19 protein-coding genes are annotated in these 22,593 nt (G+C 40.9%); 6 read left to right on the forward strand and 13 right to left on the reverse strand.

Annotated elements, in window-relative coordinates; translation table 11 throughout:
• Positions 1–50: 50 nt before the first annotated feature.
• From ACHCNF_RS06435 to ACHCNF_RS06450, 4 genes are read right to left on the reverse strand one after another with little or no spacing between them, the layout of a single operon-like run.
• Positions 51–791: an amino acid ABC transporter ATP-binding protein gene (locus ACHCNF_RS06435; protein WP_408071956.1), complete on the reverse strand. Its 741-nt coding sequence runs from the start codon at positions 789–791 to the stop codon at positions 51–53.
• Between the two features lies 1 nt (position 792).
• Positions 793–1,467, reverse strand: a complete 675-nt coding sequence (locus tag ACHCNF_RS06440) for an amino acid ABC transporter permease (RefSeq protein ID WP_408071957.1) — start codon at positions 1,465–1,467, stop codon at positions 793–795.
• Positions 1,448–2,107 (reverse strand): amino acid ABC transporter permease, encoded by a 660-nt coding sequence (locus ACHCNF_RS06445; RefSeq protein ID WP_408071958.1) that lies wholly within the window; start codon positions 2,105–2,107, stop codon positions 1,448–1,450. Before ACHCNF_RS06445 ends, ACHCNF_RS06440 begins: the two co-directional genes overlap by 20 nt.
• Positions 2,108–2,109: 2 nt before the next feature.
• On the reverse strand, positions 2,110–3,141 hold the full coding sequence (locus ACHCNF_RS06450; protein WP_408071959.1) for a transporter substrate-binding domain-containing protein: 1,032 nt from the start codon (positions 3,139–3,141) through the stop codon (positions 2,110–2,112).
• Between the two features lie 250 nt (positions 3,142–3,391).
• Here ACHCNF_RS06450 and ACHCNF_RS06455 point away from each other — a divergent pair, with 250 nt between their 5' ends.
• Entirely contained in the window at positions 3,392–3,787 is a 396-nt protein-coding gene (locus tag ACHCNF_RS06455) for an RrF2 family transcriptional regulator (RefSeq protein ID WP_408071960.1), read from the forward strand.
• Between the two features lie 33 nt (positions 3,788–3,820).
• On the opposite strand, the gene ACHCNF_RS06460 is transcribed toward ACHCNF_RS06455, so the two are convergent.
• The 3 genes from ACHCNF_RS06460 to ACHCNF_RS06470 form a co-directional block, all read right to left on the reverse strand.
• On the reverse strand, positions 3,821–4,336 hold the full coding sequence (locus tag ACHCNF_RS06460; RefSeq protein WP_408071961.1) for a hypothetical protein: 516 nt from the start codon (positions 4,334–4,336) through the stop codon (positions 3,821–3,823).
• Between the two features lie 122 nt (positions 4,337–4,458).
• Positions 4,459–5,505, reverse strand: coding sequence for a M42 family metallopeptidase (locus tag ACHCNF_RS06465; RefSeq protein WP_408071962.1), 1,047 nt, complete (start codon positions 5,503–5,505; stop codon positions 4,459–4,461).
• 297 nt (positions 5,506–5,802) lie between these two features.
• A complete protein-coding gene (locus ACHCNF_RS06470) occupies positions 5,803–7,926 on the reverse strand; it encodes a methyl-accepting chemotaxis protein (protein WP_408071963.1) in 2,124 nt (707 codons plus the stop codon).
• Between the two features lie 351 nt (positions 7,927–8,277).
• On the opposite strand from ACHCNF_RS06470, the gene ACHCNF_RS06475 reads away from it, so the two are divergent.
• Positions 8,278–8,823 (forward strand): TIGR01440 family protein, encoded by a 546-nt coding sequence (locus ACHCNF_RS06475; RefSeq protein WP_408071964.1) that lies wholly within the window; start codon positions 8,278–8,280, stop codon positions 8,821–8,823.
• Between the two features lie 78 nt (positions 8,824–8,901).
• Here ACHCNF_RS06475 and ACHCNF_RS06480 read toward each other — a convergent pair whose 3' ends face one another.
• Together ACHCNF_RS06480 and sfsA are read right to left on the reverse strand one after the other, a co-directional pair.
• On the reverse strand, positions 8,902–9,477 hold the full coding sequence (locus tag ACHCNF_RS06480) for a hypothetical protein (protein ID WP_408071965.1): 576 nt from the start codon (positions 9,475–9,477) through the stop codon (positions 8,902–8,904).
• Between the two features lie 244 nt (positions 9,478–9,721).
• Positions 9,722–10,426 carry a DNA/RNA nuclease SfsA gene (sfsA, locus tag ACHCNF_RS06485; RefSeq protein ID WP_408071966.1) on the reverse strand — a complete coding sequence of 235 codons (705 nt, stop codon included), beginning with the start codon at positions 10,424–10,426 and terminating at the stop codon, positions 9,722–9,724.
• A gap of 1,103 nt (positions 10,427–11,529) precedes the next feature.
• On the opposite strand from sfsA, the gene ACHCNF_RS06490 reads away from it, so the two are divergent.
• Together ACHCNF_RS06490 and ACHCNF_RS06495 are read left to right on the forward strand one after the other, a co-directional pair.
• Complete coding sequence (locus ACHCNF_RS06490; RefSeq protein WP_408071967.1) at positions 11,530–12,912, forward strand: hypothetical protein; 1,383 nt, start codon at positions 11,530–11,532, stop codon at positions 12,910–12,912.
• Positions 12,913–13,250: 338 nt separating this feature from the next.
• On the forward strand, positions 13,251–14,654 hold the full coding sequence (locus tag ACHCNF_RS06495) for a tyrosine-protein phosphatase (RefSeq protein ID WP_408071968.1): 1,404 nt from the start codon (positions 13,251–13,253) through the stop codon (positions 14,652–14,654).
• On the opposite strand, the gene ACHCNF_RS06500 is transcribed toward ACHCNF_RS06495, so the two are convergent.
• The 4 genes from ACHCNF_RS06500 to ACHCNF_RS06515 all read right to left on the reverse strand — a co-directional run bounded on the left by ACHCNF_RS06500 (position 14,633) and on the right by ACHCNF_RS06515 (position 19,437).
• Positions 14,633–15,079: a hypothetical protein gene (locus ACHCNF_RS06500; RefSeq protein ID WP_408071969.1), complete on the reverse strand. Its 447-nt coding sequence runs from the start codon at positions 15,077–15,079 to the stop codon at positions 14,633–14,635. The genes ACHCNF_RS06495 and ACHCNF_RS06500 overlap by 22 nt on opposite strands.
• 610 nt (positions 15,080–15,689) lie before the next feature.
• Positions 15,690–17,294 carry a type 2 periplasmic-binding domain-containing protein gene (locus tag ACHCNF_RS06505; RefSeq protein WP_408071970.1) on the reverse strand — a complete coding sequence of 535 codons (1,605 nt, stop codon included), beginning with the start codon at positions 17,292–17,294 and terminating at the stop codon, positions 15,690–15,692.
• 182 nt (positions 17,295–17,476) lie between these two features.
• Positions 17,477–18,400, reverse strand: a complete 924-nt coding sequence (locus ACHCNF_RS06510; RefSeq protein WP_408071971.1) for a carbohydrate ABC transporter permease — start codon at positions 18,398–18,400, stop codon at positions 17,477–17,479.
• Positions 18,401–18,528: 128 nt separating this feature from the next.
• Complete coding sequence (locus ACHCNF_RS06515) at positions 18,529–19,437, reverse strand: ABC transporter permease (protein WP_408071972.1); 909 nt, start codon at positions 19,435–19,437, stop codon at positions 18,529–18,531.
• Positions 19,438–19,703: 266 nt separating this feature from the next.
• On the opposite strand from ACHCNF_RS06515, the gene ACHCNF_RS06520 reads away from it, so the two are divergent.
• Positions 19,704–21,425 carry a sensor histidine kinase gene (locus ACHCNF_RS06520; RefSeq protein ID WP_408071973.1) on the forward strand — a complete coding sequence of 574 codons (1,722 nt, stop codon included), beginning with the start codon at positions 19,704–19,706 and terminating at the stop codon, positions 21,423–21,425.
• A 279-nt stretch (positions 21,426–21,704) separates the two neighbouring features.
• Positions 21,705–22,460: a response regulator transcription factor gene (locus ACHCNF_RS06525; RefSeq protein ID WP_408071974.1), complete on the forward strand. Its 756-nt coding sequence runs from the start codon at positions 21,705–21,707 to the stop codon at positions 22,458–22,460.
• The last annotated feature ends 133 nt before the right edge of the window (positions 22,461–22,593 follow it).

Consider the following 22,593-nt stretch of genomic DNA (forward strand, 5'->3'; position numbering starts at 1 on the left):
AATGACCTGACATTTTTATCCGGCCATTGTCCTTTATTTTTACCTTGGCATCACTCATATGCAAAGGTCTTAAGGAATCTCTTTGCTCTGTCCGTGGAAGGTTCTTCAAAGAAGCCCTTTACATCACGTGTCTCCTCAACAATTTCCCCCTTGTCAAAGAACACAATTCTGTCAGCAACAGCTCTGGCAAAGGCCATCTCGTGTGTAACGATGATCATGGTTGATCCTGCTTTTGCAAGCTCCAACATAGTCTGCAGCACTTCATGCACCATCTCAGGGTCAAGTGCCGCCGTAACCTCGTCGAACAGCAGCACATCAGGATGCATAAGAAGCGCCCTCACTATAGCAACTCTCTGCTTCTGTCCGCCTGAGAGCTGTCTTGGATAGTAGTCCTTTTTATCTGCAAGTCCCACCTTATCAAGGAGCTCTAAGGCCTCTCTTATGGCGTCGTCCTTTATCCGTTTCTGCACCTTGATCGGTGCGAGTATTGTATTTTCAAGTACAGTCTTATGCGGGAAAAGGTCGTAAGACTGGAAAACCATCCCTATCTTCTGCCTTATATTTACTATTTCACTTTTCTCAGGCTCAACAGGAAGTCCGTCAACTGTTATCACACCGCTCTGAATATCCTCAAGGCCGTTTAAGCATCTTAGGAATGTACTTTTTCCACACCCTGAAGGTCCTATTATAACCACAACCTCTCCTTTTTTTACTGAGAGGTTTATATCCTTCAAAACTACATTGTTACCAAATTCTTTATGTAAATGTTTTACCTTAACGAGCTCGCTCATCTTACGCCCACCTTCTCTCAAGTTTTACAGCAAATCTGCTTATCGGCCAGCACACCAGAAAATACAACAGGAAAACCACCGCAAATACGCCAAAGGCCGCATTGGGAGATGCCTTTCTGTTTGCTTCAATTATCTGCTGGGCAACCTTCAAAACCTCAACAATTCCTATCATCATCACAAGTGATGTGGTCTTGACCATTCTGGTAACGAGATTTATTGAAAGCGGCAAAAGTCTTCTGATGGTCTGCGGAAAGATTATGAAAAAGTGTACCTGAAACTTATCAAGCCCCAGTGCATATGCCGAATCATACTGTATCTTCGGTATACTTTTTATGGATCCTCTGACGAGGTCTCCCATCTCTGCCGTTCCCCAGAACACGAAAACTATTATTGCCGACAGCTCTGCAGATATATTCAATCCAAAAACTCTGGTTGTTCCGAAATATACGATAAACAAAAGCACCATCTGAGGCATTATCCTGACTATCTCAAGATATATCCTGAAAATAAGCCTTATGAATTTACTCTTCGATGTCATCAGGACTCCAACAATGAGCCCCAGAGCTATGCTTATTGCCACAGATATCAGACTTATCTCAACCGACACCCACAGTCCCTTCAGAAGTCTTATCATGTTAGTGCCTTTAAAGAGCACATCAATCCCCAAATTCAGCAAAACGCACCCTCCTCTCTATAATCGATCCCAATATGGATACCGGAAGAAGCATAACCAGATAGTAGATGACCAGAAGGAACAGGCACTCAATTGTTTTTGCATACATTCCTATAAGATCCTTGGCGGTAAACATGAGGTCCATCAGGCTTATGGTTGAAAATACCGATGTCTCTTTTAATAAGAAGATAACGTTCGCCATAATACCGGGAATGCTCACTGAAAAGGCCTGGGGAAGTATTATGCTCCAAAAAACCTGAGATGGTGTCATTCCAAGAGACAGAGCACTTTCTGACTGAACTTTTGCTATAGACTCAAGACCGCTTCGCATGGTTTCTATCATATATGCCCCACCTATGAGGCCAAGTCCCATGGTCCCGCATACCTCAGCCGATATCTTTATTCCAAGCTTTGGAAGTGCGAAATAGATGAAAAAAAGCTGAACAAGAAGCGGTGTATTTCTGAAAAGTTCTATGTAAATTTCCAGGATCTTTTTAACAAAAGGAACCCTGAAATATATGGCTGCTGCCCCTGACAGCCCTATGATAAAGGCTGTCAGAATGCCAAGCACACCAATTTTCACGGTCAGAATAAGTGCTTCATTATATAGTGGTAGATATGATCTGAGCACGTTTAAATCCATAATTACTGAACCTTGCCACCCTCTACTACAAGAGTGTTCTCATAATCTGCTCCGTAAGTATCAAGAAGTGTTGCTTCATAGTCCTTATGGAAGAAGTTGTCATTTCCAATTGTCTCGATCTCGCTGTTTAGCCAGTCAAGAAGTGTCTCATTGCCCTTGGTTACAGCAGGTGCGATTGTATCAGCGTCTCCCAGTGAAGGTATACCAACTGTGTAGCCTTCGTTTTCAAGTGAAAAAGCTATTACCTCTGTATTGTCGTTAGCCCACGCTACGCCGTTACCATTTTCAAAAGCTGTCTTAGCCTCTGCATATGCATCGTACTTCTGAAGCTTGATGTCAGGGAAGTTCTTCTCAAGAAATGTCTCTGCAGTCGTTCCTGAGATAACAATTATCTGGTCATCGTCCCCTACGGATTCAAGGCTTTCCACAACTTTATCTGAAGGAGATACTACTCCGAGTGCCACATTCATATAAGGAAGTGCGAAATCAACCTCCTGCGCTCTCTCCTCTGTAACAGTGAAGTTTGCAAGTATGATATCAACCTTACCTGTCTGTAGATACTCAATTCTGTTGGCTGCCTCTGTTGATACATAGTTGATATCAACGCCCAGGTCTTCGCCGATCTTCTCTGCAAAATATACATCATAGCCTGCATATTCTCCGTTTTCATCCACATATCCGAAAGGACTCTTATCTGAAAATACGCCGATGTTAATTGTTCCGCTGTCCTTAATCTCATCGAGAGTTCTATACACGGCATCCGCAGGCTTCTCTGCAGCGCTATTCTCTGAGTCTGTATCTGTTGCTCCTTCGGTGTCAGCTGCATCTGAAGTATCTTCTGTTTCGGCATCAGCTGCTTCTGTGCTTTCTTCAGCGGCTGCCTCTGCTCCATCTGCCTTTGCTGTATCATCCTCTGCTATTGCTGTATCAGCAGCGGGTGCTTCATCTTTTGCTCCGCAGCCTGTAAGTGATGTAGCAACAAGTGCTCCTGATAATATAAGTGTTCCAAGTTTTGTAAGTAAATTCTTTTTCATAACGTTATTCTCCTCTCATTTTGCATGTCGCAATTTTTTCTTTCTTGCTGTATTTTTGCTTGCTTTTGATGAAAATGATGATACAATCTATTTACCTACTATGTCAATATGTTTAACTATAAGCTTTAGTTTTCACCTGCTATAAGCAAACCATAATCCAAAAACATAAGCTTTTATATTATGCTTTTTACATCATATTTTATTGAGAAAATTATTATCCAAATAGAACTCGCATGAGAGGAGAGATACGATGTTTTCAACTAAAGGACGATATGCACTCAGAGTTATGATTGACCTGGCTCAGCAGAACAGTTCCGATTATATACCTCTTAAAGATATTGCAGACAGGCAGGATATCTCCAAGAAATATCTGGAGATCATAGCCAAAGAAATGGTAAAGGGCGGACTCATAGTCGGAGCAAGCGGCAAACATGGTGGCTACAAGCTTTTAAGAGATCCTTCCGAATACTCTGTAGGTGAGATAATAGAGCTCATGGAGGGAACCTTTTCACCAGTCATTTGTCTTGAGGAAAACGCCGAGGAATGTCCCAGAGTAGATAAGTGCAAAACAGTAAAAATGTGGAAAGAATTCTATGAAATGGAACGTACCTATTTCTATGAAAAAAAGATAAGCGACCTGCTGTGAGCGGGTCGCTTAGTTGTTGTTATCTCTGTAATCTTATTCAGCTGTATCTTCTGCTACAGCGTCATCAGTTTCTGTAGCTTCTTCTGTAGCTGCTGCATCATCACTCTCTGTGACTTCTTCTGTTGCTGCTGCATCATTGCTCTCTGTAGCTTCTCCAGTTGCTTCCTCTGTTGCTGCGTCGCTAGCTTCTGTGGTCTCTGTTGTTGAAGCGTCAGTAGCTTCTGTTGCTGCGTCATCACTCTCTGTAGCTTCTTCTGTTACAGCTGCATCATCAGCTTCTGTTGCTTCTGTGGCATCCGTTGCTGCTGCACCATCTGAACCCTCAGCAGTTGCAGATACAGGTGTATCCTCATCTGTAATCTCTGTTGCTGCTGCATCCGGAGCCTGATGTTTTACCGCATATACTCTCCATCCTCCCAATGCGCATGCGAGAACAAGCACGCCAAGGCATGTCCATTTTGCTATCTTACGGTTTCTCTTCTGCCTGGCAAGTCTTGCTTTTCTCCCCTTTTTTTCCTGTTTGTAAGCATCAACTTTTTCCTGACTCATTTGTGTCACCTCCCAATAATTAGTGTCTTGTCTTAATGACAATTTGTTTAATTAAAACACTAGTATTTTAAATGGTCTTTTATATGATACATAAAAAATGTGTCGTAATTTTGAAAATTATCTTAAAGTGCATAACTAATAAGCAGTCTAAGTACATTCTCAGCGCCGTCCCTATGGCTTCTCTCATATCCGTGAGAAGCGTACACACCTGCGCCGATCAGTCCGTGCTTTAAATCACTTCCTGCACCAAGTGTCGCCTCAACATCACTTCCGTAATGAGGATAAATATCTATGGCATAATCAGCACCGCTCTCTTTGGCCGCAGCCACAAGTCCCTGAACTACAGGATAGCTGTAAGGGCCACCGCTGTCCTTGGCACATATTGACACCTGCTTTTCAGTACAGGTCAGGCCATCGCCTACGCAGCCCATGTCCACAGATATGGCCTCAGTGCAGCCCTCCGGCACGTTGCCGCAGCCGCCGTGACCAACTTCTTCGAACACCGTAATATGCGCATACAGAGCTCGTTTTGGAGTAACCTTCTTTTCCTTGATGTATTTAGCAAGTCCCAAAAGGATTCCAACACTCAGCTTATCATCAAGGAATCTTGATTTGATATATCCGGACTTAGTCACTCTTACGTTTGGCTCAAAGCAGACTATATCGCCAACGGAGATTCCAAGCTTTTCGGTGTCCTCTTTTGACTTTACGTCCTCATCTATCACAACTTCGCAGTTTTCCCAGGTTCTCTTGGTATCATTATACTCGCCATTTACATGTATGGATGCATTATTTAACTGAAAAGTTCCCTCATATACTCCGTCGAATTTGGTTACAATCCTTACGTTCTCAGTTTCTGCGTTATTGGGATTCATTCCGCCAAGGTTAGTAAGCTGTAATCTTCCGTTATCCTTAATAGTTGCCACCATTCCGCCAAGGGTATCTGTATGAGCCTCCAAAAGAAGACCATCATTTTTATCTTCTCCCGTGAGATCAACAATTACTCCGCCTTTATTGGTAACTCTTGCATCAAACCCAAGCTTTTCAAACTCGTCCTTCACCCATGCTGCAGCCTCTTCAGTGTAGCCTGTGGGTGAGTCAATATTGAGAAGCTTTGTCGTTTCTTCGACTATGAAATCCGTGTAATTTGTCAAATTGATTTTTTTCATAAATGATATGCTCCTTTTTCAGTAAATTGTCGAACATTAATAATACTCCATTCCACATATGCAGGTTCATGTTATCTATATAACATGTAGTGTGGCTGTTTTTATTTTCTCGCCTATATTACTTAGCTATGATTGAGTTAATATAAAACAGTTACACTAATCCCCATGGATGAAAATTATATCAAAAAAGCAGCATAATAAAAAGAACTGCACAGCAGCTCTTTTTCAGACAATACATAACAAAAGGGACTGTATTGCCAGCCCCTTTGCTATTATACTATTATGATTTACCTTGGATCATGACTTGAAGAACTGCATAAGTTCATTGAGTTCTTCTGCCACATCCTTAAGTGAAGATGCAGAGCCTGCAAGAGTTGTAACTGTAGCTGAAAGCTCCTGCATGGATGCTCCTGTCTCCTCTGAAGATGCTGCATTTTCTTCTGAAATTGCTGACAAAGCACTCATTGTATCAACAACAGCATTCTTGGAATTTTCACAGGTATCTGCTCCCTGGCTGATGAGCTGAACTCCGCCAACCGTGCTGCCGATGTCTTCAAGCATTCCGTTTACAGCAGTGAGCGTATCACCAAGAGCTGTCTGCTGATCAATGTTGCCCTGACGAACATCTTCAGCAGCGTCAACTGCAGCCTTAGCCTGTGTGAGAAGTGATTCCATCTCAACCTTAATGTCATCAGCAAGCTGCTTGGAATTTTCAGCGAGTTGTCCTATCTCTTCAGCAACTACTGCAAATCCCTTACCTGCTTCGCCTGCTCTTGCAGCCTCAATTGAAGCATTCAGTGAAAGGAGGTTAGTCTGTGTAGCAATGGAAGTTATTCCTTCAACCTTGCTGTTAATATTGGTAACCGCATCCTGTGTAGCTGCGATTGTTCTTGATATCTCATCAATCTTGGCAGTCATTTCCTGTGAAGAATCCTGAAGAGATGCAAGTGACTTACTGGATATTTCCGAAGCCTCCTTCATCTTACCTGCTGTGGTAGAAAGATCACCTGTAGAATTCTGCACATCGCTTACTGCATCACCGATACGTCCTACATTTTCAGAAGCTGACTGGATCTCATCAGCCTGCTGCGTAGCACCTGATGCAATCTCCTGAACTGCGTTGGATACGTCCTCAGCAGTCTGGGATATCTGATTAGCCATATCTGACAGCTCTTCTGATGAGGATCCGACTGCTGATGCTGACTCTTTAATTTTAGTAACTATCTCATCAAGCTTGTCAATTACGTCATTAGTTGCCTCCGTCATGAGACCGATTTCATCAGTTCTCTTTTTCGCACCCTTAATTCTGACAAATTCGCCTTCTCTTAGCTTGTTAAGAGAGTTTGCCACAACTGATACAGCATTAGCAATACCTGAAGACTGATAGATTATTATGGTTGTTGTCAGGATTATAGCTACGATACAAACTATAATGGAGACGTACATGAGGGTATTTACAGCCTTAATGATCTCTGCCTCAGTTATTGTAAGTCCTACCTTCCATGTCATACCCGGAACAGTAGCCCAGTACAATAATCTCTTGCCGCCCTCAAAAGTAAAATCACCTTTACCACTGTCCTGGGACTTAATCTGCTGAATATAGTTCCCAAGCTCAGTGGATGCATCAAGATTCATCTCATCTTTAATTGCATCCGGGAATGCGGGATGATAAACGTAATTATTATTACCATCAATAAGGAAAAGAGTTCCGGTCTCTCCAACCTTGATAGAAGCTACCTCTTCGCTTATAGATGTCAACATAATATCAACTGTAATGCATCCAAGGAATTGCCCATCAAGGGTCTTTATAGGAGCTGAGCAGGAAGCCATAACCATGCCTGAAGAAGGATCATAATATGGTTCTGTTATTGTAGCCTTGGGAAGACTTTTAGCATTGGTATAGTACTCCTGTGCAAAATAATTGTATTCTGCATTTGAATAATCCCATGTAAGGATCAGGTCTTTTCCATCCCACGCTCCACTGGAATCAGTATTTTTGTACCAATATGGGCCATAATATTCTTGCTCTGAATCAAAAACAAAAGGTTCAAACCATAGACCCGAACCAAGGACAAGATCAGAGCCTTCAACAACTTCCGTAAGAGCCTGACCATAATCCTCAGCAGAAGCAGATTTATATGTACCTGCAACCATTCTGGCTACTGTATCTGCCTGTGCACGGATATCCTGAAGTTCAGCTGAAATAGAATTTGTATACTTTCCAAGAGTCGCTGCCATTTCGCTATCGGATCTTTCCAATAACAGGTTTCTGCTGACAATCGTTGTAATCGCCGTAAGTGCAATAAGGAGAACAGCAACAATAGGGACAATAGATAATATGAGTTTTAATTTTATGCTCATTCCTTCAATCTTGAGAGCATTCTCATTTTTCCCGGTTTTCTTTTTTTGTTTTTCAGCCATATTAACCTCCTTAATAAAGCATAAATCTCCTAACAATATAATATGTCATTATTGTATTTACGTTTATAAATTCTTTATTAAACATTTGTTAAAAAGGCATTTCCTAAATATTCATTTATATTTTAATTCTTAGCAATGACCCATAATTCTACATTTTGTTGCAATTTATCTTTTTCTATAAGTAACTTCGTGGCTTGCCCAATATCACAATTTGGTCATAAAAAAGTTATGGATTTTTTAGATTCCTGTGTCTTTTCAACTTTTGTTTGACAAAGAGATTCCTGCTTATAATAATTATCCTGTAGAGGACAGATTCTCTGCTCCACAATAATAATAGAAGAGGGATGGAAAATGTTTGAAGAACTTACAATACAGGCATCAAATGTCGTTGAGGAATTATGTGAAAAAGCAAAACTGAAGAAAGGACAGATTCTTGTTGTAGGCTGTTCAACCTCAGAAGTATGCGGCGATACCATAGGAACAGGATCCAATCTCGACGCTGCTGAAGCAGTGTTTGAAGGAATATATTCAGTAACTCAGAAATATGGAATCTACCTTGCAGCTCAGTGCTGTGAGCACTTAAACCGCGCAATAATAATAGAAGCTGATGCTGTCCCCGGCCAGGATATTGTGAATGTAGTTCCTCAGCCCAAGGCAGGAGGCTCTTTTGCCACTACTGCTTACAATAATTTCGAAAATCCCGTAGCAGTCGAAGAAATAAGAGCTGATGCAGGACTTGATATTGGCGATACGCTTATCGGAATGCACCTTAAAAAAGTTGCTGTTCCACTCCGCCTTGAAAATCACGAAATCGGTCAGGCCCACATCACCGCTGCGAGAGTCCGTCCCAAATTCATAGGCGGAATCCGCGCTCACTATGATGAAAGCCTGGAATAAGAGGTAACCGGTTTTTGGTTAAAAAAATTCTTTTGTATTTCAAATTACCTTTGAAATACAAAAGAATTTTCCAGCTCATTATTCTTCTGAAATCGTCTTTAAGAATTTATCGGTTTCTTCGCCTTCTTCCTGCTTTTGTTTAGCAGCCTGAGCCATTTTATCCTTCATAACTGCCTGCATTATGATTCCTTGATCCTTCGCAGAAAACATATCTATACTCATTAAAAGTTCGTCAATATTTTCCCTGTTAACAAGAAGGCTTCCTCCTTTTGAAAGCTTTATGCGAAGACAGTTTCTCTCATTTGAGCAGTCTCCCAGTTCAAGCATATTTTTATCCTTGTTGCAAATAAAGGTGGCCTTTTTATATTGAATCACTCCATCCTTATCAGCCAGTTCAAAGTATTCGCACGGCCGCTTATCGTTTACATATTCCCGAGTTGTATTATTGAAAATCTCAAGAAATGACGATTTCGATGGCTTATTGTCTTCCGGCTTCAAACTATGGGTATAAATTCTGTGTTGACTATGATTGTAAATATGAAACTGACTGTTTGTCTCATTCAATAGATTTCTGTTAACACCATCTATACTGACACCATCCAGTTTCATTCCATCCATCTTCGTTCCTGTAATGTATAATCCTTCTAATCTCATTCGTTTACCTCCAAGTAAATTCAGCAAAGTCAGCCAATAGGCATTCCTTCCGTTCTCTTCTGCATACCCACAAGCAAATTCAACAAAGTCAGCCTATAAACATTCCTTCCGTTCTCTTCTACATGTTTAAAATCAACCTATAAGCTTGTCTTCTGCTCTTGCATGGCTTGTGCTTTCAAGAAAATAAAAACCAGACCCTGGCAGAATCATTCCACCATAGTCTGGCAATCCGTTGCTTATTTATTTATCGGTATATCTCTTGTGAAAGTTTAGAGATTTCCATGCCTGTTATTTCCACTTCATCGGGTTCTACGCGGCAAGTATAATATATGACTTTCACTCCCGCCATCTTTGCTTCTTCCATAGCTATGCCAAACTCAGGATGCATCTCTATATTGGGGAGTACCTCGCTTATACCTTCCATCTGAATTACAAAGGCAATCGCCGAATTGTAGCCTTCATTTTTTGCCTTGATCAACTCTCTGATATGTTTAACCCCACGCTCTGTTGGCGCATCAGGAAAATATCCTACTCCATCTATCTCCAGAGTACATCCCTTTACTTCCATGAGATATCGGTCTTTTTCCGCCTGCAATTTATTTTTTTCCATATAGAAATCTATTCTTGAATCACCATAGCTAAACTCAGGCTTTATGAAATCATAGTCTTTCTTTTCAAGCCACTCCTTCACTAATTTATTGGGTGCCTGACTGTCTATATTAAAAAGATTCCCATTGCTCTTCCTTACTGCAACAAGATCATATTTTGTTTTCCTGTCGGGAGTTCCCGGCGCAGTAAGCCATACCTCACACCCAGGAATCAAAAGTTCCCTGCACCTTCCGGTATTTTTGACATGTACAATCTCTTTTCGGTCCCCTATCTCCACTTCCGCAATAAAGCGATTGGGGCGGCTAATGAACTTAGCTTCAGTAATATTGTTATATTTCATGTATCATTTCCTGCAATTATTTCTTTCAATCCTATTCTGTTTAAAAGATGTTTGCCAAAATATATCTTGATAAGCTGCACTTCAGCTTTTTCCAAGTATACAGAATTAGCTAAAAGACATATCAGGAAGCTGCTTTTCCTGTTATACCCTGGGATTAGGGAAAATCCTTATTCCCAGGGTACTGATTTCTTCAGCTATACCCTGGGATTAGTAAAAATCCTTTTCTCAGGGTACTGATTTCCCCAGCTATACCCTGGGATTAGGAAAAATCCTTTTCTCAGGGTACTGTTTTTCCCAGCTATACCCTGGGATTAGGAAAAATCCTTTTCTCAGGGTACTGTTTTTCCCAGCTATACCCTGGGATTAGGAAAAATCCTTTTCCCAGGGTACTGATTTCTTCAGCTATACCCTGGGATTAGGAAAAATCCTTTTCCCAGGGTACTGATTTCTTCAGCTATACCCTGGGATTAGGAAAAATCCTTTTCCTAGGGTACTGTTTTTCCCTGCTATACCCTGGGATTAGGAAAAATCCTTATTCTCAGGGTACTGATTCCTTCAGCTATACCCTGGGATTAGGAAAAATCCTTTTCTCAGGGTACTGTTTTTCCCAGCTATACCCTGGGATTAGGAAAAATCCTTATTCCCAGGGTACTGATTTCTTCAGCTATACCCTGGGATTAGGAAAAAGACTCGACTCCAGTGTACACATGCAAATTTTCAATCACTGGGATCTGAGAAAATCATAATCCCTGTGCATTTTAGACTATCTTTTCCTATTTGATGGACATGTGTTGGACATACTATTTTATCATAGTATTTGTGAGGGGGTGAAATCATTATAAATCATAAATTTTTCACCAGAAAAAGTCATAGATTCTTGTTTTTCCTCAGGAAAACAAAAATCTAAAGAAACCCGGACTATGATTATGTATATATTTATTGTATTATTATATAGTGATAATAATATGATGTTATATCGAACATGCAAAAAACTACTGCTAAAGAAACCAATACCACATAACATCAAAAACAATTCTCTATAAAGTAATAACTTTTTCACTATGCACAGCAGTTTTAAGAGCTGCATGAAAAGGAGGCAAGTTATGAGAAAGAAAATGACAGCAATTTTACTTGCAGGATTGACTATTACTGCTTCACTTCAAGGATGTAAGGGCGCAGACCAGAACACGGCTGACGTAAAGCCTACTGAACAGGGAACTCAGGAAGCAGCAACTACGGACGCATCTTCTGAGGAAACTGCTGCGGATACTTCTACAGACAAAGCATCTTCTGAGGAAGCTGCTGCGGATACTTCTGCAGACAAAGCATCTTCAGATGAAGCCGGGTCTTCTGCTGATAGCGCAGCAAGCATAGAATATGACCCTGCTACATTTCAAGTTTCGGATGTATATGAAGCACCTGAACAGAAATCTACTATTGATATAACAGGGTGCGATACATTTACACAAATAGTAGATAAGCTCGAAGATGGCAAGGGCTATGCCAACGCTACATTGGGTGATGAGGATGTACTGCTGGTTTCAAGCGGAACCTATGAATGGGAACCCGGAGAATATGCAGCAATAGATGCTGAGATTTTTGTCTATAAAGATTCAGTTCCTACATATATTGCCACCGTATCAGCAGGCGGAACAGCATATCCTCTTGCAGTAAAGGACGGTAATCTCTATGTTGGCGGTAATCACTTTATGTCAAAATACCTGGTAGATACCGGAAACATTATCGAGGCTGAAGAGAGCTACGTTAAGTATGATACCGACGGAAATGCAACTTATTACTATAAGACCACTAATTCTCAGTTTGAGGATTATGATAACGAAACTGCAAAAAGCAGAATGGATGAACTTTTTGCAGAATCATCCGAGGCGCAGGTTATAACATTCCAGCCTATAGGAGATGCGACACTGGGTACAGATGAAAATGCTAAAAATTCAGGAGAGCTCCCTGCATATGAATATCCGGGGCCTGAGCTGTTTTACAGTGTGCTTTATAAATATATGGTAGATGAACTTGGAAAAGGTTATTTGGATGGTCAGGTATGCATTCCCTGCCCTGTCATTATTAAGGAAGATGAATCCGATAAGTCAGATATAAAAGTTTATGGAAACTTCTGGGTTTTCAAATATGACCTGAACGGAGATACTCTTGAGAATATTTCAGGTGGTTCTCATCCCGGATGCATACATGTCAAGTCAACTGATGAAGGATATGAAGTGACATCAATGGATGTTTGTGAAGACGGCACAGGCTTTACAGAAAGTGCTAAGAAAATATTCGGTGACAACTACGATGCCTTCATGAAAGATGGTCAGGATGAAAAGCTTAGAGAAGAAACCAGAGCTCAGATCATTGCAAATTATGTTGCTGCCAACAACCTCAGCATAAAGGCTTATAAGGACTATGGATGGGATCCGGTTAATCTTCCTGAGGAAAATATAGATTCATTCTACAGCACGCTCGACTAATACAAATCTTATAGAAAGATCACATTTAGTAAGGAAAAAATAAAATTGCATAGCTATGATTTGTAATCTACAAATCGAAAGAAGTAAAAAAGGGTCTGTGAAATAATAGCCCATAAAAAAAGAGAAGTAATAGCTGCAAACAGCCGATTACTTCTCTTTTTTGGATGTGCCGAAACATAAACCCGATAGGATCAGATAGCATAATTGCAGCTATAACCTATACACCAAAATCCCATAATCAACTTCATTCTGCACATTTTTCATTATTTTTTAATATCTATAACAGTGAACATAACATAAAATTATTAATAGAAAATTTTACAAGAATGGAGGCTAAAATGAATAAAAAACACTTATCATTCTTTATGGCATTTTTAATTGCCACAACTCTTTTTGTTCCTACAAAAATCACCACGCTGGCTGAAACAGCGGATAAGACAGAGGCTGCTGATACAGAAAAATCGTCTGATACCTCTAACGCTGCAGAACTGTCATGCACCGCTGAAACAGAAAAGATTGAGAAGTATGGTAATGTAACTTTATCTATTGAGTGCAAAGAAATGCTGGAAGCAGGGTACTCTTATGGCGATATTGTTAATGTATCCTTCCTGGATCAGACTCTGGAACTGCCTTTCTGTAGCAATTTTTCTGATGTTGAAACGAAGAAACCAGCGATTTTGGCCCGAAAAGAAGATACATATGTAGTATTAGCCATAAATATGGGTGATTTTGCAACCACCTACAAAATTGCCGTAAAAGAAACTGCCAAAGATAACACAATTACCTGGAAAGCTGCAGATGGCGTGGAATATCCGCTTACTTTCACAATTACTATGAATACCCCCGGAGGCTATTACGAGGAATACCAGTTTCGCCAGATGACATATACAACAGAGAGAACTGATTATCCTGACTTATCTGATGAGGAGTTTGCAAACTTCAGGGCCATTACAACTACCGGAATCGGAGAAGGAAAACTCTACAGATCCGCATCTCCAATAAATCCAAAATATAACAGAAATACTTACGCAAATGCTGCCATAGAAAAAGCCGGTGTAACTGTTATTATGAACCTGGCAGATGATGAAGAAACTGCAAAATCCTACGAAGGCTTTGACAATACCTATTACTCAAAACAAAAGTTTATTGCCCTTAATATGGGCGTTGACTTTACTGCTCATGACTTCAAGGATAAGCTCGCAAAAGGATTAAAGTTTTTTGCTGAAAATCCCGGCGTATATGAAATTCACTGCACAGAAGGCAAAGACCGCGCAGGATTTGTATGCGCCATTGTTGAATGTTTTATGGGTGCAAGTTATGAAGAAGTGCTCGCAGACTTTGCAACCACCTACTATAACTATTATGGTGTAAAACCCGGTGATGACAAATATAACTTCATCGTTAACAATGTAACCAAAAACCTTGAGAACGCATTTGGAATAACTGATGCCAAAAACGCAGATCTCGCCGTGGAAGCTGATAAATTCTTAACATCTATCGGTCTGTCAGATGATGAAAAAGCCGCTTTAAAAGTTAATCTTGGCTCAGGAGAAAGCAAAGTCTCCAAAGCTTCTGAATCTGTGGCTGCAACATACATCGTTCGGCCCGGTGATTACCTTATAAAGATTGCCAAAGAACAGCTTGGTGACCGGACAAAATGGCTGGATATATATGAGCTAAACAAAGATATCATTAAGAATCCAAGCCTGATCTATGTTGGTCAGGAGCTAAAACTCAAATAGTCAGACAGCTCGCGAGGGTTCTCTTCTGCTACCTTCTCGTTTTCCGCTATGGTAGCAGAGCTTTTGTATGGTTCTGTTCTGCTACCTTCTACATTTTCCGCTATGGTAGCAGAACTTTTGTCTGGTTCTGCTCTGCTACCTTCTCCGTTTTCCGCTATGGTAGCAGAACTTTTGTCTGATTCCATTCTGCTACCTTCTCCCAGTTTCACGATGGTAGCAGAACTTTTGTATGGTTCTGCTCTGCTACCTTCTCCGTTTTCCGCTATGGTAGCAGAACTTTTGTCTGATTCCATTCTGCTACCTTCTCCCAGTTTCACGATGGTAGCAGAACTTTTGTATGGTTCTCTTCTGCTACCTTCTACATTTTCCGCTATGGTAGCAGAGCTTTTGTCTGGTTCTACTCTGCTACCTCCTACATTTTCCACTATGGTAGCAGAACTTTTGTATGGTTCTCTTCTGCTACCTTCTACATTTTCCGCTATGGTAGCAGAACTTTAGTCTGATTTTGCTCTGCTACATTCTCCGTTTTCCACTATGGTAGCAGAACAATAAGCGCTTTCTGCCAACCATTACCCCTTTCCATCAACCATATGATCTATACAACCGTGATATAAAAAAAGAATGTCGCTTGCGACATTCTCGCGCCGAGCGCGGTTGCAGCATGCAACATATTCCTTTCGCGCGATGTGCAGATCACTTGGCGAGGTTTTTTCGAGCCTAGTGAAATGTCATACACAGTAGTGCGCATCCTCACGGAGTGCTTTTTATAGCATAGGAAAACTATTTCCTATGCTAGAACAAAGAGTCGCTCGCGACTCTTTGCGCGCTGGTGCGCGCAAGCTTTAGCTTGCAAAATTCATCTGCGCACCAGTCGCATCCTTAGCGGAGCGCTTTTATAATATAGGAATTTCAGAGAAATTTCTATATTATAAAAAAGGGGACTGTGAAAAATGATTATCTCATTTCACAGCCCCTTCTTAAGTTTACGTCCTAAAAGTGCTAAACCAAAATACTAAGCCAAATCACTTACCGGAATTACTTATTTGAATTATATGTGTTGTAAGCATCCTGCTGGATCTTGATGAAATCTTCATATCCCATTGTAGTAAGAGTCTGAATGTAGTTATCCCACTGCTCATCTACGCCGCCTTCTGTAACCCATGTTGCCTGGTTAGATGTAACATAGGAATCCAGGTCTGAGAACAGAGTAGAAAGTGTGTTAAGCTGATCGGTTGTGTAGCTTACATTGGGGAATGCTTCCTTTGCATATTTTCCGAGTTCCTTATCAAGTGCAAGCTTGGAAGCATCGCCGTTTTCTGCTGCATATTTTACCTTGTCATTGAAACCGTCTGCAATATACTTAGGTCCAAAATCACGAAGTGACTCAATCCATGCAAAAGTATCGGCTGAATTGCCATCCTGGGGCTCAAGAACTGTGTATGTGCCGTCAGCGTCATTCTTTTCCACACCGATTCCAAATGAACCATAGAAGTTCTGAATTGAAGCATCCTCTGTATAGAACTTGTCCACCCATGAAAGAAGCGGGCCGGGATTCTGGCATGCAGAAGTCACAACAAACTCATATCTGCTGTAGTTCCAGTGCTCAGGATCAGATGAAATATATGCTTCGCCTGAAGGTCCTTTTAATGCCGGAAGTGCCACATACTGTGATGCATTTGCACCAAAGGTTGCGTCTGCTGTCCATCCGGGAGCAACACCTACGATAGGAGTCTCATTCATGAGCTTAGCATCACGCATAGAGTTGTCCTCTGTGAAAAGCTCAGGATCGATAAGTCCCTTTTCATAGCAGCTGTGCATCCATTCAATACCTTCTTTATAGCCTTCTGTCACAGGAAGATATACAGGCTCACCATTCTGAATAGCCATCATATATGTGCCGTCAGCGCCGATTGTTGTTCCAAAGGGCAGGCAGAAGAACATTACTGAATCAGCATAGCCCTGGCCAAAAGGAATCTCATCATTTGCATCGCCGTTGCCGTTTGCATCCTGCTCCTTAAAAGCTGTAAGAACCTGCTCAAACTCTTCATAAGTTGTAGGAAGCTCAAGACCAAGATTATCAAGCCACTGCTTATTGATGAACATTTGGTTTGCTACAGTAGGTCTGCAGGGCTTCTTGGAAGGAAGTCCGTAAATGTGGCCATCTGCTGATGTTGCAAGAGCTTTCATAGTAGGATCACTTTCGATAATGCTCTTGAAATTAGGCATATACTCATCAATGTAGTCATCAAGAGCTATGAATGATCCTGTATTTGTCAGAACATCTGACTCCGAAAAACAGATTGAGCCCATAAATGCATCCGGAAGGTCTCCACCCGCAAGAAGTACTGCTTTCTTGTCACCCCAGTCTGAGTTTAAAATTGTGTCCCAGTTAACTGTGATACCTGCTTCTTCTGCTGCCTTGTCCGGAAAACCTGTGTGATAATCTTCTCCCCAGTCAGCCCATCTTACAGATGCCACTTTATAGGTTGAAGCTGCATCTTCGCTTCTCTCTGTGCCTGCTGCCGCAGTAGCATTTTCCGAACCGGCAGTATTTGATGCCTGCTGGGCGCTCTGTCCGCATGCTGCCAGCATTGTGCTGAGTGCAAGTACAGTTGCTGTCATCTTGATTTTCTTTTTCATCTCTTTTCTCCTTCTTAAAAAACATTATATATCACTCTGAGTTTAGATATTTAAAACCTTACAGAGTAATCATCAACCATTTTTCATCTGCTCCGATTTTTAAACCTCCCATCTGAAAAGAGGGTGTTCTCAACCCTTTACTGCTCCGATTTTTTAAATCTCCATTTGAAAAGAGGTTGTTCTCAACCCTTTACCGCTCCGATCATTACTCCTTGATTGAAGTATTTCTGCAAAAACGGGTACAGCGCCATGATCGGCAAAGTCGAAACTACAATTGAAGCATATTTCATCATATCGGAGAGCTGTCTAAGCTCTTGTGCCATAGTGCCTGTTGCAGCACCAAGAAGAGACTCGTTTGAGATAAGTATTCTTCTTAACAGAAGCTGCAAAGGTATCAGATTTTCATTCTGGAGATATATAAGTGCGTTGAACCACTGATTCCACAGCCCAACTGCTGTCCAAAGTCCAACTACCGCGATTACTGCCTTGGAGAGCGGTACTGCAAACTGGACAAAATACCTTAAAGTACTGCAGCCATCAATCTGCGCTGCCTCCCATAGTGAATCCGGCAGAGAATTCTGGAAAAATGTCCTCGCCACGATAATGTTGTAAGTTGATACTGAAAATGGCAGGACCATTACAAGGAAACTGTCAAGAAGTCCAAACTGCTTCACTACAAGATATGTTGGAATCAGTCCTCCACTTACAAACATAGGAATCAGGTAGAATAAATTTATCCATTTTCTAAAAGGAAGATCTTTTCTCGACATGGCATAACCGGCGGTAATGTTCACGAAAAGAGCAACCAATGTACCTGTTACGGTGTACAGTATTGTATTCAGATAGCTTTTCCATATCTGGCTCTGCTCGAACAGCTTCTGATATCCTCTTGCATCTATGACATTTGGCCATATCCAGACTTTTCCGTTTGCAACATCCGCAGGATTACTGAAGGATGCGATTATTACAAACCAAAGCGGATATATTACCGCGATTATCATAAGAACCGCAATCATATGAAAAATCACATTCACCACTTTATCCTGAGTGATCAGTTTTTTCTTTTTTATAGCGACGGTATCTTCACGCCTTACTGCTATTTCCATTTTCTAACTCCTCCATATACTTAAATCCGCTATTACTTTAGAAATTCAATAATCATATTTGTTTTTATGACTTCTTGAACTCAAAGATGAAAAAGCGAGGACCCGGTCTAATACGAATATTGAATTTCTTAGAACAAACTGCTGTCAGTAAGTTTTCTCGCGATGAAATTCACAAGAAGAAGTACCACCACATTTACTACTGTATTAAAAAGTCCGATTGCAGTAGACAGGCTGTACTGCATACTCTGCATACCCATCTTGTAAACATATGTGGAGATAATCTCACTGCTCATAATGTTCTGAACATTCTGAAGAAGGAATACCTTTTCAAATCCTATACCGAGAATACTGCCGGCTCTCATGATGAGAAGTACCATTGCCGTGGGAAGTATCATCGGAATATCGATAAATCTGATCTTCTGAAGCGTACTTGCTCCGTCCACAGTTGCAGCCTCGTAGTAGGTTGGATCTATTCCCGCAAGAGCAGCCAGATAGATAATGCTGTCCCAACCAAGGTGCTGCCAGATATCACTCCATACATATACGTGCTTAAAGCCTGCTGTGCTTGACATTATGTTTGGAAACTCAGCTCCGAAAAGCTTGAACAGATTTGCAAAAAGTCCACTGCTTGGTGACAGGAAAATAAGTATAAGTCCGCACATAACCATGGTTGATATAAAATGCGGAAGGTATGTCACAACCTGGAAAAACTTTTTGAACATCTTTGTCTTCATCTGGTTACACATAAGCGCAAGCAGGATTGGAAGCGGAAAACCGACTATTATGCTGTAAAGACTAAGAACCAGTGTATTCTTGATAGTTACGGTAAATTGATAAGATCTAAAATACTGGATGAAATTTTTCATACCCACAAAGGGACTTTGCATTATTCCCAATGCCGGCGAATAATTCTGAAAAGCGATTATTATTCCAACCATCGGAAGATATGCAAAACAGAAAAGTAACACAGCTGACGGTATAAGAAGCAAATACAGCTGATAGTATTTTTTTACGTTTTTCAAAACCTTCTCTTTCACAGACCCAAACCTCCCATCTAAGGAACTACTCCTTAGGAAACTGAATATATGCAAAACCGATCGCACTCATTCTGCTTTTTTGCAAATGCGATTGCACTCATTCTGCGTTTTGCAAAACCAATTGCACACATTTTGCGTTTTTTGCATATGCGCATATCTCTTTGCTAATGCTAATATTATATTTTTGTAGTTTCTAAAAATAGCACTTTTCAGATTTGTGAATAGCACTTTTCCGAACAGGAAAACGATTTCTGTAGTCTTTTGAAATGCCATTATATATTAATGTAGCTATGGAAAACTCAAGAAAAACAAGAGCCTATCCCGTGGTGCAGTTTTTGAGGAATACACTATGGCTGGCGGTTCCGATAGTAATAATATTCATAATAATAAGTATCTTTTCCCTGTTTGAAATCAGACGGCAGAACAATCTGTCTGTGGAAAATGCCGTAAATATTTATGCCACTGAGCTAAGGGGAAAGCTTGATGCTGTTGAGCACTTCGTTCAATGGACTGTTGTACATGACCCAATCCTTGACGCTTTTTCTCTTGAAAAAAAGATGGGTGATTACAGACAGGCCAGTTATGAACTACGCCTTAGAGTCAGTGATATGCAATATTCGACCGGCTCAGAATACATGTACTTTTTTTATTGGGATGAGGGCAATATTTTCATAAATGCATCCGAGCTGAAGGTAAATTATGCAGTGTATAAGGAGATTAAAAAGAAAATCATCTCCGATTCCGTGAAGCTTTTAGGTTCAGATGGCTTTTCATGGCACACCACCACAATTGACGACGTACCGTATATTTATTACCTGATAACATATAATCATCGAACCTTCGTATCGATGGTATCAGCAAAGGATATCAGCGCTCCTCTCTCAAGCATAGCTCTTGGAAAGCGGGGAAATATCAAGCTGCAGACCTTGGATGGAGAGACCTTTTACCAGACTTCTCAAAGTCCTGAAGGGATACTTGGATACTATTACAATAAGCTATATTTTAATGGAGAAGAGTCAGGTCTTCCGTTCACTCTCATCATTGATTCGGACATGCTTGGAAGCTACGGCAAAATCTTCCTGCTACAATTCCTGGTTTTTCTGACTGCACTGACACTGAGTGTGATCATGGGAGGTTACATCCTTTTTACTTATAAAAAGGTCATACTCCCCATTAAGATTTTTTCAAGCAACCTGTCAAAAATGGATACTCTCTCGGACTCCCTTAGTATTGACCTGACAGACTCAAGGCTTCAGGAGCTGAACCAGATAAATGACCAGTTTAAGAGCCTTATACATGAGATAACCAGACTTAGAATAAATATTTACGAAGCTGAGCTTGATCAGAATAAATTCCGGATTCTTTTTTTACAGCAGCAGATAAAGCCGCATTTTTACTTAAACTGCCTTACGACCATCGACAGTATGCTAAGTCTGGGGGATGTATCTGCAGCAAGGAAAATGCTGCAATTCACTTCCAAATATTTCAGATATCTTTTCCAGGCAGACAAGGACTTTGTAACACTTAGCAGCGAGATAGCCCACGCCGAAGATTATCTGGACATTCAAATGATGCGCCTGTCGGAGGACATCGACTATGACTGTGATATTGATGAAAAGGATTATGACATTCTGATTCCTCCGCTTCTTCTCATCACTTTTGTGGAAAACATAATCAAATATGCTGAGACTAAGGATGAGAGTCTTATGATCTCTATCACGGGAAAAGACTATGCCAAAAACGGTACCGACTACATCGAGATCTGTATAAAAGATAACGGTCAGGGCTTTCCGGAAGATGTAATTGCGAAAATAAAAAACGGAGAATATCTGACCACGGATGGCGCAAGAATCGGAATCACCAATTGCGTCAGGAGGCTTAAGCTTCTATACAATGATGATTACGAATTCAGCCTGGACAACGCTTTGGATGGAGGCGGCGTCGTAAGGCTCGGCCTTCCCAAGATACGCGAAATTCGAGATATGTAGTATTGGTTGGGATTTCTTGGATTTTTTTGGGTCCCTTGCTGCACTTGATTGGGGTTTTCTTGGATTTGGTTTTCCTCTTGCCATACTTGGTTGTGGATTTCTTGGTTTGGGGGTTCTCTTGCCATACTTGGTTGGAATTTCTTGATTGGGTTTTTCTCTTGCCATACTTGGTTGGAATTTCTTGATTGGGTTTTTCTCTTGCTGCACTGGTTGGGGATTTCTTGGTTTGGGTTTCCTCTTGCCATACTTGGTTGGGAAGTATAGAAAGGTATAGATTTTATGCATGTTTTGCTTGTAGATGACGATCGCTTTGTAATAGCAGCCCTTCAAAAGGGAATAGCCTGGGAGAGCCTTGGAATAACTGAGGTTTTCACAGCTAATAATATAAGTACTGCAAAAAGTATTACCGAAAATAATAGAATAGACCTCCTCCTTAGTGACATTGATATGCCACATGGGTCAGGTTTGGATTTATTAAATTATCTGCGTGAAACCGGAAACAATGTACCCACAATTTTCCTGACAAATTACGCAGACTTTTCCTATGCTCAAAAGGCTATAGAGCTAAAGAGCTTCCACTATTTCTTAAAGCCCATCGATTATGCCGAGCTTACCAGAATAATCAAAAAGGCCATAAAAGAATATAAGGATTCACCCTCATCTTCGCCACAAAAAAGTAATAGCCTTCCTGAAATTCCGACAGAAGCATCCGAGAATGAATCCAATGTCGCAGCGCTGCTTAAATATGTAGACGATCATTTTCGTGAGGATATCAGCCGGGAGCAGCTCTCTGTCATGTTCTTTTTTGATCCTGATTACATCACCAAAATTTTCAGAAAAGAGACCGGCATGAGCTACAAAAACTACGTTATAGAAAAGCGCCTGTCGCTTGCCAAGAAGCTCCTGGCCGAGTCAGATTATCCTATCCACGATATCTCGCAGTATGTGGGATATGACAACTACTCATATTTTACAAGACTTTTCAAGAAGAGTTTTGGTGTCACTCCTATTGAATTTCGTGGGCGACAGGCTTGACTTCATTCTACTCTGCTACCTTCTCCGTTTTCCGCTATGGTAGCAGAATTATTGTCTGGTTCTCTTCTGCTACCTTCTCCATTTTTCGCTATGGTAGCAGAACTTTTGTCTGGTTCTCTTCTGCTACCTTCTC

The organism is Butyrivibrio sp. NATIVEDY162, from assembly GCF_045999815.1.
GTDB lineage: Bacteria > Bacillota > Clostridia > Lachnospirales > Lachnospiraceae > Butyrivibrio.

Coding starts and splice junctions, on each gene's coding strand:
- ACHCNF_RS06520 (WP_408071973.1), top strand. CDS start 19,704: ATGCCATTATATATTAATGTAGCTATGGAAAACTCAAGAAAAACAAGA.
- sfsA (WP_408071966.1), bottom strand. CDS start 10,426: ATGAAATATAACAATATTACTGAAGCTAAGTTCATTAGCCGCCCCAAT.
- ACHCNF_RS06525 (WP_408071974.1), top strand. CDS start 21,705: ATGCATGTTTTGCTTGTAGATGACGATCGCTTTGTAATAGCAGCCCTT.
- ACHCNF_RS06490 (WP_408071967.1), top strand. CDS start 11,530: ATGAGAAAGAAAATGACAGCAATTTTACTTGCAGGATTGACTATTACT.
- ACHCNF_RS06450 (WP_408071959.1), bottom strand. CDS start 3,141: ATGAAAAAGAATTTACTTACAAAACTTGGAACACTTATATTATCAGGA.
- ACHCNF_RS06475 (WP_408071964.1), top strand. CDS start 8,278: ATGTTTGAAGAACTTACAATACAGGCATCAAATGTCGTTGAGGAATTA.
- ACHCNF_RS06435 (WP_408071956.1), bottom strand. CDS start 791: ATGAGCGAGCTCGTTAAGGTAAAACATTTACATAAAGAATTTGGTAAC.
- ACHCNF_RS06460 (WP_408071961.1), bottom strand. CDS start 4,336: ATGAGTCAGGAAAAAGTTGATGCTTACAAACAGGAAAAAAAGGGGAGA.
- ACHCNF_RS06465 (WP_408071962.1), bottom strand. CDS start 5,505: ATGAAAAAAATCAATTTGACAAATTACACGGATTTCATAGTCGAAGAA.
- ACHCNF_RS06480 (WP_408071965.1), bottom strand. CDS start 9,477: ATGAGATTAGAAGGATTATACATTACAGGAACGAAGATGGATGGAATG.
- ACHCNF_RS06510 (WP_408071971.1), bottom strand. CDS start 18,400: ATGGAAATAGCAGTAAGGCGTGAAGATACCGTCGCTATAAAAAAGAAA.
- ACHCNF_RS06470 (WP_408071963.1), bottom strand. CDS start 7,926: ATGGCTGAAAAACAAAAAAAGAAAACCGGGAAAAATGAGAATGCTCTC.
- ACHCNF_RS06455 (WP_408071960.1), top strand. CDS start 3,392: ATGTTTTCAACTAAAGGACGATATGCACTCAGAGTTATGATTGACCTG.
- ACHCNF_RS06505 (WP_408071970.1), bottom strand. CDS start 17,294: ATGAAAAAGAAAATCAAGATGACAGCAACTGTACTTGCACTCAGCACA.
- ACHCNF_RS06445 (WP_408071958.1), bottom strand. CDS start 2,107: ATGGATTTAAACGTGCTCAGATCATATCTACCACTATATAATGAAGCA.
- ACHCNF_RS06495 (WP_408071968.1), top strand. CDS start 13,251: ATGAATAAAAAACACTTATCATTCTTTATGGCATTTTTAATTGCCACA.